At 60.0% G+C, this 18,281-nt stretch carries 1 protein-coding gene; it reads left to right on the plus strand.

The genetic code is table 11. The features are described 5' to 3' along the window. Positions 1–80: 80 nt before the first annotated feature. Positions 81–18,164: an Ig-like domain-containing protein gene (locus GBK02_RS06275; protein ID WP_203468882.1), complete on the plus strand. Its 18,084-nt coding sequence runs from the start codon at positions 81–83 to the stop codon at positions 18,162–18,164. Positions 18,165–18,281 lie beyond the last annotated feature (117 nt).

An 18,281-nucleotide genomic window follows, 5' to 3' on the forward strand; every position in this document is an offset into this window, starting at 1 on the left:
GATTGTACTTTGGTGCAATAGCCAACAAACTTGAAGCTCCTTACACTGGCGCAATCACTAATGCTGTATGGAGTTTTACCATGGCCCAAGCTCAAGTTATCGCTAAAGTCTCATCTATGTCTGGTGAGGCGTTTGCCCGGGATGGTTCCGGCAAAATGCGTCGTTTGAAGGTTGGAGACTCCATACGCGAGGGCGAGTCAGTCGTCAGCTCTGATGGCTCTCAGGTTGTCCTCAAGCTGGCCGACGGTCGTGAAATGACGGTTCGTCCGGGCGAGGTTGCACGGATTGATGCCGAGGTTGGCGCTCCGATCAAGCCGGATGCTGCGGACAGTGCTGTCATCAATAACCCGAAGGGTTTCCAGAAGATTGCCAAGGCAATTACCGGCGGTGGCGATCTCGACTCTCTGCTCGAACAAGAGGCACCAGCAGCTGGCGCAGTCGGTACTGGCGGTAATGAAGGGCATACCTTCGTTGAGTTCTTGCGTGTCGTCGAAACGGTCGATCCGCTGGCGTTTCAGTTTGGTACGGGTGCAGGACGAGTGCTTGGGGCGATTGAGCAGCCGGGGGTTCTGGTTGATGTCACGCCTCCGGCATTGACCGCAAAACTGGATTCCACATCTGATAGTGGGGTTCAGGGAGATGGGATTACAAATGACAAGACACCGACGATCAGCGGTACAGGGGAGCCAGGAGCTTCCATTCTTGTCACTATGCCAGGAACAGGCGAAAAGCTGACCACCACGGTTAAACCGGATGGTAGCTGGAGTGTGACGCCGACCCTCGATTTGCCGAATGGCCCGGCTACCGTTGCTGTTACGTCGACTGACCCGGCAGGTAATGTCACGACGGCAAAAGTCCCATTGGTGATCGATGCAGAAGTGCCAAACAATGGCAAGGCACCAATCGTCGAAATCACCGAGGATGCTAACAATGATGGGTTCATCAATCGACTGGAATCCGATGGGCCAACGGACGTCAAAGTGTCGTTCAACGGAAACCTGGTTAGTGTTGGAGATGTCGTAAAAATTACCTCGGGTGGTGTAACGAAGGATGTTGCGATCACTGAGGCAGACAAGCTTAATGGTTTTGTGACCACGACGTTCCCGGTACAGGCCAGTGGGACGACGGTTGTTGCTACGGCCGTCATCGTCGATGTAGCCGGAAACACCACCGAACGCGGCAGCGACAGTGCGAAGGTTGATTTGAGCACGCTGGAAGGTTTGGCGGTGACGATCACGGAAGATGTGAACAACGACGGCTGGATCAACAGTGCGGAATTGCAGGGGACGGTGGGTGTGCGTGTTGATCTGCCGGCGAGCGCGGTGGCGGGAGATTTGTTGACGCTGAACGCGACCGGGAGTGCGGCGCAGACGATTACGCTGACGCAGGCGCAGATTGATGCCCATAGCGTGATCTTTGAAGTGGCGGCGCCGGCCAATGGTGAAACCCTGGTGGTCAAGGCGCAGGTGACGGACCCGGCTGGCAACAAGTCGGCAGAAGTCAGCGACAGCGCGGTGATTGATACGCAAGCCCCGGGTGCCCCAGTGGTTGAAATCACCGAAGACGGCAATAACGACGGTTGGATCAACCAGGCCGAACTGAGTGGCGACATTGGTGTGACGGTCAGCCTGGCCGGCACGGGCGCGAAGGCAGGCGAAACCCTGCTGGTGAGCATCAACGGTGTTGCCCAGACGCCGATTGTTCTGACCGCGGCAGACATTCTGAGTGGCAAAGTCGCGCTGACGGGGGTCAGCAATCCGGGCGAAGGCGTGACGTTGACCGTGACCGCTGCGGTGAAGGATGCCGCTGGCAATACCGGTGCGACGGGTAGCGACAGTGCGACGATCGACACGATCGCCCCGCAGACGCTGACGGCGAAGCTGGATCCGACCTCGGACAGCGGCACGAAGGGCGACAGCATCACGAACGACAAGACCCCGACGATCAGCGGGACGGGCGATCCAGGCGCGAAGATCGAAGTGACGATGCCGACTGGCGAGAAACTGACGACGACGGTGAAGCCGGATGGCAGCTGGACGGTGACGCCGACCCAGGACGTTCCGGACGGCCCGATCGTGGTCAACGTGAAGGAAACCGACCCGGCCGGCAACAGCATCAGCACGACGGTGCCGCTGACGATCGATTCGGGCGTGCCGAACGACGGCACCGCACCGACCGTGACGATCACGGAAGATGCCAACAACGACGGCTTCATCAATCGCGTCGAAGCTCAAGGACCGACCGACGTCAAGGTGTCGTTCAACGGCAACCTGGTCAATGTGGGCGATATCGTCAAGATCACGTCAGCTGGCGTCACGAAGGACGTGACGATTACGGCGACGGACAAGGCCAATGGCTTTGTGACGACGGACTTCCCGCAACAAGCGGCAGGCACGACGGTGACGGCGACCGCCGTGATCGTTGATACGGCAGGCAACACGACGCAAGAAGGCAGCGACAGCGCCAAGCTGGATTTGAGCCCGCTGGACGGGTTGACCGTGAAAATCACGGAAGACGCGAACGACGACGGCTTCATCAACAAGGCAGAACTGCAAGGGACGGTGGGTGCAGAAATCAAGCTGCCGGCGACGGCGGTTGCCGGTGATGCGCTGACGATCACGGCGACGGGCAATGCGACGCAGACGATCATTCTGACGCAATCGCAGATTGACGCCGGCCAGGTGATCGTCGAACTGACGGCGCCGGGTAGCGGCACCGAAATGGTCGTGACGGCCCAGGTCAAGGACCCGGCCGGTAACGAATCCGCAGTGGCCAGCGACAAGGCGACGATCGCGACCGACGACATTGGTGCGCCGAAGGTGACGATCACCGAAGACACCAACAACGACGGCTGGATCAACAAGGGCGAACTCAATGGCGAGATTGGCGTCAGCGTCGAACTGCCGGGTACGGCCAAGGCGGGCGACAGCCTGCTGGTCTCGGTCAATGGCGTGGCACGTACGCCGATCGTACTGACGGCTGCGGACATCAGTACCGGCAGCGTGGCGATTACCGGTGTGACCAATCCGGGCGAAGGCAGCACGTTGACCGTGACGGCCCAAGTCAAGGATGTGGCCAACAACCTGGGTGCCGTGGGCAGCGATAGCGCCAAGATTGACACCACGACCTTCAGCGGTCTGGCGATCAGCATTACCGAAGACGAGAATGATGACGGCTTCATTGGTCAGGCGGAACTCAAGGGCAACGACATTGGTGTGCGCGTTGTACTGCCGGCGGGTGCCGCCGTGGGCGACACCCTGACGGTGAGCGGTTCCGGCAATGTGGACAAGGTGATCACGCTGACGGCCGCCCAACTGGCGACCGGCTTCATTGATGTCACCTTCAACCCGACCGGCAACAACACCGACTTCAAGGCGACCGCCTCGATCGCTGATCCGGCCGGCAACAAACTGGGTCCGGTCGAAGATACGGCCCGTCTGCAGTTGAGCGCCCCGGGCGCTCCGATCGTGACGATCACGGAAGACGGCGACAACGACGGCTGGATCAACGGTACGGAACTGAACGGGCCGATTGACGTATCGATCAGCGTTCCGGCGACCGCCAAGGCGGGCGACAAGATGCTGGTAACGATCAACGGGACCGACCAGGCCCCGATCGTTCTGACCCAGGCCGATATCGACAAGGGCAGTATCTCGTTGCCGAATGTTCAGAATCCGGGCGAAGGCGTGACGTTGACCGTGACCGCTGCGGTGAAGGATGCCGCTGGCAATACCGGTGCGACGGGCAGCGACAGTGCGACGATCGACACGATCGCCCCGCAGACGCTGACGGCGAAGCTGGATCCGACCTCGGACAGCGGCACGAAGGGCGACAGCATCACGAACGACAAGACCCCGACGATCAGCGGGACGGGTGATCCGGGCGCGAAGATCGAAGTGACGATGCCGACTGGCGAGAAACTGACGACGACGGTGAAGCCGGACGGCAGCTGGACGGTGACGCCGACCCAGGACGTTCCGGAAGGTCCGATCGTGGTCAACGTGAAGGAAACCGACCCGGCCGGCAACAGCATCAGCACGACGGTGCCGCTGACCATCGACTCTGGCGTGCCGAACAACGGTGCAGCCCCGACGGTCGAGATCAAGGAAGACGCCAACAACGACGGCTGGATCAACCGTGCCGAAGCGCAAGGTGCAGCCGACGTCAAAGTGTCGTTCAACGGCAATCTGGTCAATGTGGGTGACATCGTCAAGATCACCTCGGCCGGCGTGACCAACGATGTGGCGATCACGGCCGCCGACAAGGCCAACGGCTTTGTGACGACGACCTTCCCGGCCCAGGCCGACGGCACGACGATGACGGTCACCGCGATCATTGTGGATGCTGCTGGCAACAGCACCGTTCAGGGCAGTGACGTTGCGAAGGTGGATATCACCAACTTCACGGGTCTTGCGATCAGCATCACTGAAGATGAAAACAACGACGGCTTCATCAGCCAGTCGGAACTGAAGGGGAACGACATTGGCGTTCGCGTTGCCCTGCCGGCCGGTGCGGCGGTGGGTGACACGCTGACGGTTGAAGGTTCGGGCAATGTGGCGCAGACTTTCGTGTTGACCGCAGCGCAACTGGCGACGGGCTACATTGATGTCTCGTTCAATCCGACGGGCAACAACACCGACTTTGTGGCGAAGGCCTCGATCGTTGATGCGGCCGGCAACAGTGCCGGTCCGGTCAGCGACACGGCACGCCTGCAACTGACGGCTCCGGGCGCCCCGATCGTGACGATTGACGAAGACGCGAACAACGACGGCTTCATCAACAAGGCCGAGTTGAACGGGCCGATCGACGTCTCGATCAGCGTTCCGGCGACGGCCAAGGCTGGCGACAGCATGCTGGTGACGATCAACGGTACGCCGCTGGCGCCGATTGTTCTGACCCAGGCCGATATCGACAAGAACAGCATTTCGATTCCGAATGTTCAGAATCCGGGCGAAGGCGCAACGTTGACCGTGACAGCCCAGGTGAAGGACGTGGCTGGCAATCTGGGCGGCATTGGGTCGGACAGCGCGAAGGTGGATACGCTGGTACCGAATGGTGGTGCAGCCCCGGTGGTCGAGATCACGGAAGACGCGAACAACGACGGCTGGATCAACAAAGCGGAAGCGGTTGGTAATGCAGACGTGAAGGTGTCGTTTGACGGCACGAAGGTTGATGTGGGCGACAAGGTCCTGGTCAGCGCGGGTGGTGTGACGAACACGGTGACGATCACGGCGGCGGACAAGGCCAACAACTACGTGACGACGAACTTTGCCCAACCGGCTGATGGCAGCACGATGACGGTGACGGCGAAGATTGTGGATGCGGCGCAGAACAGCAGCGCGGAAGGCAGCGACAGCGCGAAGGTTGATACCACGGTGCCGAATGATGGCAATGCGCCGGTGGTGACGATCACGGAAGATGCGAACAACGATGGTTTCATCAACCGTACCGAAGCGGTGGGCAATGCGGACGTGAAGGTTGAGTTTGACGGCAGCAAGGTTGCGGTGGGCGATGTGGTGAAGATCACGTCGGGTGGCGTGACGAATGATGTGACGATCACGGCGGTGGACAAGGCCGCCGGGTTTGTGACGACCAGCTTTGCGGCGCAGGCGAGCGGTACGACGATGACGGCGACGGCGGTGATTGTTGATGCTGCGGGGAATGTGTCGACGCAAGGCAGCGACAGTGCGAAGGTTGATTTGAGCACGCTGGAAGGTTTGGCGGTGACGATCACGGAAGATGTGAACAACGACGGCTGGATCAACAGTGCGGAATTGCAGGGGACGGTGGGTGTGCGTGTTGATCTGCCGGCGAGCGCGGTGGCGGGAGATTTGTTGACGCTGAACGCGACCGGGAGTGCGGCGCAGACGATTACGCTGACGCAGGCGCAGATTGATGCCCATAGCGTGATCTTTGAAGTGGCGGCGCCGGCCAATGGTGAAACCCTGGTGGTCAAGGCGCAGGTGACGGACCCGGCTGGCAACAAGTCGGCAGAAGTCAGCGACAGCGCGGTGATTGATACGCAAGCCCCGGGCGCCCCAGTGGTTGAAATCACCGAAGACGGCAATAACGACGGTTGGATCAACCAGGCCGAACTGAGTGGCGACATTGGTGTGACGGTCAGCCTGGCCGGCACGGGCGCGAAGGCAGGCGAAACCCTGCTGGTGAGCATCAACGGCGTTGCCCAGACGCCGATTGTTCTGACCGCGGCAGACATTCTGAGTGGCAAAGTCGCGCTGACGGGGGTCAGCAATCCGGGCGAAGGCGTGACGTTGACCGTGACCGCTGCGGTGAAGGATGCCGCTGGCAATACCGGTGCGACGGGTAGCGACAGTGCGACGATCGACACGATCGTCCCGCAGACGCTGACGGCGAAGCTGGATCCGACCTCGGACAGCGGCACGAAGGGCGACAGCATCACGAACGACAAGACCCCGACGATCAGCGGGACGGGCGATCCAGGCGCGAAGATCGAAGTGACGATGCCGACTGGCGAGAAACTGACGACGACGGTGAAGCCGGATGGCAGCTGGACGGTGACGCCGACCCAGGACGTTCCGGACGGCCCGATCGTGGTCAACGTGAAGGAAACCGACCCGGCCGGCAACAGCATCAGCACGACGGTGCCGCTGACGATCGATTCGGGCGTGCCGAACGACGGCACCGCACCGACCGTGACGATCACGGAAGATGCCAACAACGACGGCTTCATCAATCGCGTCGAAGCTCAAGGACCGACCGACGTCAAGGTGTCGTTCAACGGCAACCTGGTCAATGTGGGCGATATCGTCAAGATCACGTCAGCTGGCGTCACGAAGGACGTGACGATTACGGCGACGGACAAGGCCAATGGCTTTGTGACGACGGACTTCCCGCAACAAGCGGCAGGCACGACGGTGACGGCGACCGCCGTGATCGTTGATACGGCAGGCAACACGACGCAAGAAGGCAGCGACAGCGCCAAGCTGGATTTGAGCCCGCTGGACGGGTTGACCGTGAAAATCACGGAAGACGCGAACGACGACGGCTTCATCAACAAGGCAGAACTGCAAGGGACGGTGGGTGCAGAAATCAAGCTGCCGGCGACGGCGGTTGCCGGTGATGCGCTGACGATCACGGCGACGGGCAATGCGACGCAGACGATCATTCTGACGCAATCGCAGATTGACGCCGGCCAGGTGATCGTCGAACTGACGGCGCCGGGTAGCGGCACCGAAATGGTCGTGACGGCCCAGGTCAAGGACCCGGCCGGTAACGAATCCGCAGTGGCCAGCGACAAGGCGACGATCGCGACCGACGACATTGGTGCGCCGAAGGTGACGATCACCGAAGACACCAACAACGACGGCTGGATCAACAAGGGCGAACTCAATGGCGAGATTGGCGTCAGCGTCGAACTGCCGGGTACGGCCAAGGCGGGCGACAGCCTGCTGGTCTCGGTCAATGGCGTGGCACGTACGCCGATCGTACTGACGGCTGCGGACATCAGTACCGGCAGCGTGGCGATTACCGGTGTGACCAATCCGGGCGAAGGCAGCACGTTGACCGTGACGGCCCAAGTCAAGGATGTGGCCAACAACCTGGGTGCCGTGGGCAGCGATAGCGCCAAGATTGACACCACGACCTTCAGCGGTCTGGCGATCAGCATTACCGAAGACGAGAATGATGACGGCTTCATTGGTCAGGCGGAACTCAAGGGCAACGACATTGGTGTGCGCGTTGTACTGCCGGCGGGTGCCGCCGTGGGCGACACCCTGACGGTGAGCGGTTCCGGCAATGTGGACAAGGTGATCACGCTGACGGCCGCCCAACTGGCGACCGGCTTCATTGATGTCACCTTCAACCCGACCGGCAACAACACCGACTTCAAGGCGACCGCCTCGATCGCTGATCCGGCCGGCAACAAACTGGGTCCGGTCGAAGATACGGCCCGTCTGCAGTTGAGCGCCCCGGGCGCTCCGATCGTGACGATCACGGAAGACGGCGACAACGACGGCTGGATCAACGGTACGGAACTGAACGGGCCGATTGACGTATCGATCAGCGTTCCGGCGACCGCCAAGGCGGGCGACAAGATGCTGGTAACGATCAACGGGACCGACCAGGCCCCGATCGTTCTGACCCAGGCCGATATCGACAAGGGCAGTATCTCGTTGCCGAATGTTCAGAATCCGGGCGAAGGCGTGACGTTGACCGTGACCGCTGCGGTGAAGGATGCCGCTGGCAATACCGGTGCGACGGGCAGCGACAGTGCGACGATCGACACGATCGCCCCGCAGACGCTGACGGCGAAGCTGGATCCGACCTCGGACAGCGGCACGAAGGGCGACAGCATCACGAACGACAAGACCCCGACGATCAGCGGGACGGGTGATCCGGGCGCGAAGATCGAAGTGACGATGCCGACTGGCGAGAAACTGACGACGACGGTGAAGCCGGACGGCAGCTGGACGGTGACGCCGACCCAGGACGTTCCGGAAGGTCCGATCGTGGTCAACGTGAAGGAAACCGACCCGGCCGGCAACAGCATCAGCACGACGGTGCCGCTGACCATCGACTCTGGCGTGCCGAACAACGGTGCAGCCCCGACGGTCGAGATCAAGGAAGACGCCAACAACGACGGCTGGATCAACCGTGCCGAAGCGCAAGGTGCAGCCGACGTCAAAGTGTCGTTCAACGGCAATCTGGTCAATGTGGGTGACATCGTCAAGATCACCTCGGCCGGCGTGACCAACGATGTGGCGATCACGGCCGCCGACAAGGCCAACGGCTTTGTGACGACGACCTTCCCGGCCCAGGCCGACGGCACGACGATGACGGTCACCGCGATCATTGTGGATGCTGCTGGCAACAGCACCGTTCAGGGCAGTGACGTTGCGAAGGTGGATATCACCAACTTCACGGGTCTTGCGATCAGCATCACTGAAGATGAAAACAACGACGGCTTCATCAGCCAGTCGGAACTGAAGGGGAACGACATTGGCGTTCGCGTTGCCCTGCCGGCCGGTGCGGCGGTGGGTGACACGCTGACGGTTGAAGGTTCGGGCAATGTGGCGCAGACTTTCGTGTTGACCGCAGCGCAACTGGCGACGGGCTACATTGATGTCTCGTTCAATCCGACGGGCAACAACACCGACTTTGTGGCGAAGGCCTCGATCGTTGATGCGGCCGGCAACAGTGCCGGTCCGGTCAGCGACACGGCACGCCTGCAACTGACGGCTCCGGGCGCCCCGATCGTGACGATTGACGAAGACGCGAACAACGACGGCTTCATCAACAAGGCCGAGTTGAACGGGCCGATCGACGTCTCGATCAGCGTTCCGGCGACGGCCAAGGCTGGCGACAGCATGCTGGTGACGATCAACGGTACGCCGCTGGCGCCGATTGTTCTGACCCAGGCCGATATCGACAAGAACAGCATTTCGATTCCGAATGTTCAGAATCCGGGCGAAGGCGCAACGTTGACCGTGACAGCCCAGGTGAAGGACGTGGCTGGCAATCTGGGCGGCATTGGGTCGGACAGCGCGAAGGTGGATACGCTGGTACCGAATGGTGGTGCAGCCCCGGTGGTCGAGATCACGGAAGACGCGAACAACGACGGCTGGATCAACAAAGCGGAAGCGGTTGGTAATGCAGACGTGAAGGTGTCGTTTGACGGCACGAAGGTTGATGTGGGCGACAAGGTCCTGGTCAGCGCGGGTGGTGTGACGAACACGGTGACGATCACGGCGGCGGACAAGGCCAACAACTACGTGACGACGAACTTTGCCCAACCGGCTGATGGCAGCACGATGACGGTGACGGCGAAGATTGTGGATGCGGCGCAGAACAGCAGCGCGGAAGGCAGCGACAGCGCGAAGGTTGATACCACGGTGCCGAATGATGGCAATGCGCCGGTGGTGACGATCACGGAAGATGCGAACAACGATGGTTTCATCAACCGTACCGAAGCGGTGGGCAATGCGGACGTGAAGGTTGAGTTTGACGGCAGCAAGGTTGCGGTGGGCGATGTGGTGAAGATCACGTCGGGTGGCGTGACGAATGATGTGACGATCACGGCGGTGGACAAGGCCGCCGGGTTTGTGACGACCAGCTTTGCGGCGCAGGCGAGCGGTACGACGATGACGGCGACGGCGGTGATTGTTGATGCTGCGGGGAATGTGTCGACGCAAGGCAGCGACAGTGCGAAGGTTGATTTGAGCACGCTGGAAGGTTTGGCGGTGACGATCACGGAAGATGTGAACAACGACGGCTGGATCAACAGTGCGGAATTGCAGGGGACGGTGGGTGTGCGTGTTGATCTGCCGGCGAGCGCGGTGGCGGGAGATTTGTTGACGCTGAACGCGACCGGGAGTGCGGCGCAGACGATTACGCTGACGCAGGCGCAGATTGATGCCCATAGCGTGATCTTTGAAGTGGCGGCGCCGGCCAATGGTGAAACCCTGGTGGTCAAGGCGCAGGTGACGGACCCGGCTGGCAACAAGTCGGCAGAAGTCAGCGACAGCGCGGTGATTGATACGCAAGCCCCGGGCGCCCCAGTGGTTGAAATCACCGAAGACGGCAATAACGACGGTTGGATCAACCAGGCCGAACTGAGTGGCGACATTGGTGTGACGGTCAGCCTGGCCGGCACGGGCGCGAAGGCAGGCGAAACCCTGCTGGTGAGCATCAACGGCGTTGCCCAGACGCCGATTGTTCTGACCGCGGCAGACATTCTGAGTGGCAAAGTCGCGCTGACGGGGGTCAGCAATCCGGGCGAAGGCGTGACGTTGACCGTGACCGCTGCGGTGAAGGATGCCGCTGGCAATACCGGTGCGACGGGTAGCGACAGTGCGACGATCGACACGATCGTCCCGCAGACGCTGACGGCGAAGCTGGATCCGACCTCGGACAGCGGCACGAAGGGCGACAGCATCACGAACGACAAGACCCCGACGATCAGCGGGACGGGCGATCCAGGCGCGAAGATCGAAGTGACGATGCCGACTGGCGAGAAACTGACGACGACGGTGAAGCCGGATGGCAGCTGGACGGTGACGCCGACCCAGGACGTTCCGGACGGCCCGATCGTGGTCAACGTGAAGGAAACCGACCCGGCCGGCAACAGCATCAGCACGACGGTGCCGCTGACGATCGATTCGGGCGTGCCGAACGACGGCACCGCACCGACCGTGACGATCACGGAAGATGCCAACAACGACGGCTTCATCAATCGCGTCGAAGCTCAAGGACCGACCGACGTCAAGGTGTCGTTCAACGGCAACCTGGTCAATGTGGGCGATATCGTCAAGATCACGTCAGCTGGCGTCACGAAGGACGTGACGATTACGGCGACGGACAAGGCCAATGGCTTTGTGACGACGGACTTCCCGCAACAAGCGGCAGGCACGACGGTGACGGCGACCGCCGTGATCGTTGATACGGCAGGCAACACGACGCAAGAAGGCAGCGACAGCGCCAAGCTGGATTTGAGCCCGCTGGACGGGTTGACCGTGAAAATCACGGAAGACGCGAACGACGACGGCTTCATCAACAAGGCAGAACTGCAAGGGACGGTGGGTGCAGAAATCAAGCTGCCGGCGACGGCGGTTGCCGGTGATGCGCTGACGATCACGGCGACGGGCAATGCGACGCAGACGATCATTCTGACGCAATCGCAGATTGACGCCGGCCAGGTGATCGTCGAACTGACGGCGCCGGGTAGCGGCACCGAAATGGTCGTGACGGCCCAGGTCAAGGACCCGGCCGGTAACGAATCCGCAGTGGCCAGCGACAAGGCGACGATCGCGACCGACGACATTGGTGCGCCGAAGGTGACGATCACCGAAGACACCAACAACGACGGCTGGATCAACAAGGGCGAACTCAATGGCGAGATTGGCGTCAGCGTCGAACTGCCGGGTACGGCCAAGGCGGGCGACAGCCTGCTGGTCTCGGTCAATGGCGTGGCACGTACGCCGATCGTACTGACGGCTGCGGACATCAGTACCGGCAGCGTGGCGATTACCGGTGTGACCAATCCGGGCGAAGGCAGCACGTTGACCGTGACGGCCCAAGTCAAGGATGTGGCCAACAACCTGGGTGCCGTGGGCAGCGATAGCGCCAAGATTGACACCACGACCTTCAGCGGTCTGGCGATCAGCATTACCGAAGACGAGAATGATGACGGCTTCATTGGTCAGGCGGAACTCAAGGGCAACGACATTGGTGTGCGCGTTGTACTGCCGGCGGGTGCCGCCGTGGGCGACACCCTGACGGTGAGCGGTTCCGGCAATGTGGACAAGGTGATCACGCTGACGGCCGCCCAACTGGCGACCGGCTTCATTGATGTCACCTTCAACCCGACCGGCAACAACACCGACTTCAAGGCGACCGCCTCGATCGCTGATCCGGCCGGCAACAAACTGGGTCCGGTCGAAGATACGGCCCGTCTGCAGTTGAGCGCCCCGGGCGCTCCGATCGTGACGATCACGGAAGACGGCGACAACGACGGCTGGATCAACGGTACGGAACTGAACGGGCCGATTGACGTATCGATCAGCGTTCCGGCGACCGCCAAGGCGGGCGACAAGATGCTGGTAACGATCAACGGGACCGACCAGGCCCCGATCGTTCTGACCCAGGCCGATATCGACAAGGGCAGTATCTCGTTGCCGAATGTTCAGAATCCGGGCGAAGGCGTGACGTTGACCGTGACCGCTGCGGTGAAGGATGCCGCTGGCAATACCGGTGCGACGGGCAGCGACAGTGCGACGATCGACACGATCGCCCCGCAGACGCTGACGGCGAAGCTGGATCCGACCTCGGACAGCGGCACGAAGGGCGACAGCATCACGAACGACAAGACCCCGACGATCAGCGGGACGGGTGATCCGGGCGCGAAGATCGAAGTGACGATGCCGACTGGCGAGAAACTGACGACGACGGTGAAGCCGGACGGCAGCTGGACGGTGACGCCGACCCAGGACGTTCCGGAAGGTCCGATCGTGGTCAACGTGAAGGAAACCGACCCGGCCGGCAACAGCATCAGCACGACGGTGCCGCTGACCATCGACTCTGGCGTGCCGAACAACGGTGCAGCCCCGACGGTCGAGATCAAGGAAGACGCCAACAACGACGGCTGGATCAACCGTGCCGAAGCGCAAGGTGCAGCCGACGTCAAAGTGTCGTTCAACGGCAATCTGGTCAATGTGGGTGACATCGTCAAGATCACCTCGGCCGGCGTGACCAACGATGTGGCGATCACGGCCGCCGACAAGGCCAACGGCTTTGTGACGACGACCTTCCCGGCCCAGGCCGACGGCACGACGATGACGGTCACCGCGATCATTGTGGATGCTGCTGGCAACAGCACCGTTCAGGGCAGTGACGTTGCGAAGGTGGATATCACCAACTTCACGGGTCTTGCGATCAGCATCACTGAAGATGAAAACAACGACGGCTTCATCAGCCAGTCGGAACTGAAGGGGAACGACATTGGCGTTCGCGTTGCCCTGCCGGCCGGTGCGGCGGTGGGTGACACGCTGACGGTTGAAGGTTCGGGCAATGTGGCGCAGACTTTCGTGTTGACCGCAGCGCAACTGGCGACGGGCTACATTGATGTCTCGTTCAATCCGACGGGCAACAACACCGACTTTGTGGCGAAGGCCTCGATCGTTGATGCGGCCGGCAACAGTGCCGGTCCGGTCAGCGACACGGCACGCCTGCAACTGACGGCTCCGGGCGCCCCGATCGTGACGATTGACGAAGACGCGAACAACGACGGCTTCATCAACAAGGCCGAGTTGAACGGGCCGATCGACGTCTCGATCAGCGTTCCGGCGACGGCCAAGGCTGGCGACAGCATGCTGGTGACGATCAACGGTACGCCGCTGGCGCCGATTGTTCTGACCCAGGCCGATATCGACAAGAACAGCATTTCGATTCCGAATGTTCAGAATCCGGGCGAAGGCGCAACGTTGACCGTGACAGCCCAGGTGAAGGACGTGGCTGGCAATCTGGGCGGCATTGGGTCGGACAGCGCGAAGGTGGATACGCTGGTACCGAATGGTGGTGCAGCCCCGGTGGTCGAGATCACGGAAGACGCGAACAACGACGGCTGGATCAACAAAGCGGAAGCGGTTGGTAATGCAGACGTGAAGGTGTCGTTTGACGGCACGAAGGTTGATGTGGGCGACAAGGTCCTGGTCAGCTCGGGTGGTGTGACGAACACGGTGACGATCACGGCGGCGGACAAGGCCAACAACTACGTGACGACGAACTTTGCCCAACCGGCTGATGGCAGCACGATGACGGTGACGGCGAAGATTGTGGATGCGGCGCAGAACAGCAGCGCGGAAGGCAGCGACAGCGCGAAGGTTGATACCACGGTGCCGAATGATGGCAATGCGCCGGTGGTGACGATCACGGAAGATGCGAACAACGATGGTTTCATCAACCGTACCGAAGCGGTGGGCAATGCGGACGTGAAGGTTGAGTTTGACGGCAGCAAGGTTGCGGTGGGCGATGTGGTGAAGATCACGTCGGGTGGCGTGACGAATGATGTGACGATCACGGCGGTGGACAAGGCCGCCGGGTTTGTGACGACCAGCTTTGCGGCGCAGGCGAGCGGTACGACGATGACGGCGACGGCGGTGATTGTTGATGCTGCGGGGAATGTGTCGACGCAAGGCAGCGACAGTGCAGTGGTTGATACCGCCCCACTGAATGGTGGTGTGGCTCCGACCGTGACGATCACGGAAGACACCAACAACGACGGTTGGATCAACAAGACTGAAGCAGTCGGTAATGCCGACGTGAAGGTGGCGTTCGATGGAACCAAGGTTGCAGTGGGTGATGTGGTGCAGGTCACCTCGGGTGGCGTGACAAATAGCGTGACGATTACAGCGGCAGACAAGACGGCCGGTTTCGTGACGACGAGCTTCTTGCCGGTTGCCGAGGGCGCCACGATGACCGTGACGGCCAAGATTGTTGATGCAGCAGGTAACAGTACGCCTGATGGTTCTGACAGTGCAGTGGTTGATACCACCCCACCGAATGGTGGTGTGGCTCCGACCGTGACGATCACGGAAGACACCAACAACGACGGTTGGATCAACAAGACTGAAGCAGTCGGTAATGCCGACGTGAAGGTGGCGTTCGATGGAACCAAGGTTGCAGTGGGTGATGTGGTGCAGGTCACCTCGGGTGGCGTGACAAATAGCGTGACGATTACAGCGGCAGACAAGACGGCCGGTTTCGTGACGACGAGCTTCTTGCCGGTTGCCGAGGGCGCCACGATGACCGTGACGGCCAAGATTGTTGATGCAGCAGGTAACAGTACGCCTGATGGTTCTGACAGTGCAGTGGTTGATACCACCCCTCCGAATGGTGGTGTGGCTCCGACCGTGACGATCACGGAAGACACCAACAACGACGGTTGGATCAACAAGACTGAAGCAGTCGGTAATGCCGACGTGAAGGTGGCGTTCGATGGAACCAAGGTTGCAGTGGGTGATGTGGTGCAGGTCACCTCGGGTGGCGTGACAAATAGCGTGACGATTACAGCGGCAGACAAGACGGCCGGTTTCGTGACGACAAGCTTCTTGCCGGTTGCCGAGGGCGCCACGATGACCGTGACGGCCAAGATTGTTGATGCAGCAGGTAACAGTACGCCTGATGGTTCTGACAGTGCAGTGGTTGATACCACCCCACCGAATGGTGGTGTGGCTCCGACCGTGACGATCACGGAAGACACCAACAACGACGGTTGGATCAACAAGACTGAAGCAGTCGGTAATGCCGACGTGAAGGTGGCGTTCGATGGAACCAAGGTTGCAGTGGGTGATGTGGTGCAGGTCACCTCGGGTGGCGTGACAAATAGCGTGACGATTACAGCGGCAGACAAGACGGCCGGTTTCGTGACGACGAGCTTCTTGCCGGTTGCCGAGGGCGCCACGATGACCGTGACGGCCAAGATTGTTGATGCAGCAGGTAACAGTACGCCTGATGGTTCTGACAGTGCAGTGGTTGATACCACCCCACCGAATGGTGGTGTGGCTCCGACCGTGACGATCACGGAAGACACCAACAACGACGGTTGGATCAACAAGACTGAAGCAGTCGGTAATGCCGACGTGAAGGTGGCGTTCGATGGAACCAAGGTTGCAGTGGGTGATGTGGTGCAGGTCACCTCGGGTGGCGTGACAAATAGCGTGACGATTACAGCGGCAGACAAGACGGCCGGTTTCGTGACGACGAGCTTCTCGCCGGTTGCCGAGGGCGTCACGATGACGGTCTCTGCTGTGATTGTTGATTCGGCAGGGAATGCCACACCAGCGGGTACCGATAGTGCAGTGGTTGATACGACTGCGACGTCTGCTCCGACGGTGACAATCACAACAGATGCAAATAACAACGGTTATATCAGCGCAGTCGAGCAAGGTGTGGCGACGACGGATGGGGTGCGGATTGGCCTGCCGGTCGGTGCGAAAGCAGGCGATACGCTGCTGATTACCGATGGCATTAACCCGCAGACGCATGTCCTGACAGCCGCAGAAGTGACTGCTGGTGTGTACAATACGACGTTTGCCAAACCGGCTGAAGGCGGTACGCTGACAATCTCGGCTACCCTGACTGATGCGGCGGGGAATACCTCGCTGGCAGGGACGGATACAGCGGTGCTTGATACAACTCCGCCAGGGCTTCCGACGCTGACCGTTGTTAATAAGGCCGATACTCAAGTGTTCAGTACGAGTTGGGAAACTGCTCCTAATTCCAGTAACACTTCGGATGTCGTTAATTCGACGGCTTTTGAAGGCTGGACCCGCGTCGATTCACCAGAAGTTTCGGCTGGTGGCACCAATGGTTTCGAAATTTGGTCAACCGGCGATTCCCAGGCGCGCCAAGATACGAACATGAATACCATTACTGCAGCACCAGGTAATGGGTCCAATTTCTTGGAACTGAACGACTCTAATAGTATTGCCCAGACGATTGGTATTTCCCGTCAGGTAACCACTGCTCTTGGCATGGTTTACCAGTTGTCTCTGGATTACGCTGGTCGCCCTGGGTTTGCCACAACTTATACCAACATCTCTATCCTGCTGGATGGTGTCAAGGTGGCCAGTTATGCCAATACCAGTCCGATGACTTCTCTGGACTGGAAAAACCTAAAACTCGATTTCATGGGGGACGGGAAGACGCATACGCTGACTATTTTGACTGACCCCACTGCTGTTGATCCGGCTGGGCGTGGTGCGATGGTCGATGATATTTCCTTCAATGGTTATCAGGGTGTGGCTGCAGGTAGTGGAGTGGGGGGGGCGACCGATATAGCCCTTGCCACCTATATCACTGCGACGGCTTCCAGCGCAGCAGATAGTTTCTTGCTGTCCTTTGATGGCCTTCCGGTCGGCGCACAGATCATCTCAGGGACCCATACCTATACTGTGGCTGCAGATGGAACTGTCAGCATGTTAGGCAGCGATTTGGGTGCTGCAGTTCTGCGCGTTGCTGGCTCTTTCACCGGTGACCTGCATATTGGCGTCTCAGCGACAGAAACCGATCTGGCTGGTAACTCGGTCACTACCACCCATCAAGAGGTTGGTATCCATGTACTTCCTGCTATTGGAACCATTATTTCTGCTGATATCGTTGATTCGCCAGCCAGCATTCTTAATGGAACAGCTTCGGGTGAGACGCAGACAGCTGTCGCGGCAGGTAGCTTCCTTAATGGCCTGGGCGGAAATGATACGGAAATCGGCGGTGCTGGTAATGATGTAATCATTGGTGGAGCCGGTAACGACACCATGACCGGCGGTGGCGGTGCAGATACATTCAAGTGGGTCTTGGGTGACGAGGGCACTGTTGCAGTTCCGGCGCGAGATACGATTACTGATGGTGCTGCCTTCAACTCCACTGCTGGCGAGAACCTTGATCTGCGTGATTTGTTGCAGGGTGAAGTACATAGTGGTACGAGTGCAGGTAATCTGGCAGATTATCTGCACTTTAGCTACAACTCGACGACACTCGCTACAACCATCGAAGTCAAGAGTCATGGTATGAGCCAGACCGGGCCGGATCAGATAATTACCCTAAACGGGGTGAATCTGGTTGGTTCCTTTACCAGTGATCAGGCAATTATCCAGAACCTGCTGACCAACGGTAAGCTGGTGACTGATTAAGCACTTAGCACTTTGGGCACATAAAAAGGGCGGATTTTCCGCCCTTTTTATGTTGTGCAAGTCATGGGAAAACAAAAAAGGGACAGCAAAAGCCGTCCCTTGAAACGATGTGCTGGA

This window comes from Dechloromonas sp. TW-R-39-2, assembly GCF_016864195.1.
Classification (GTDB): Bacteria; Pseudomonadota; Gammaproteobacteria; order Burkholderiales; family Rhodocyclaceae; genus Azonexus.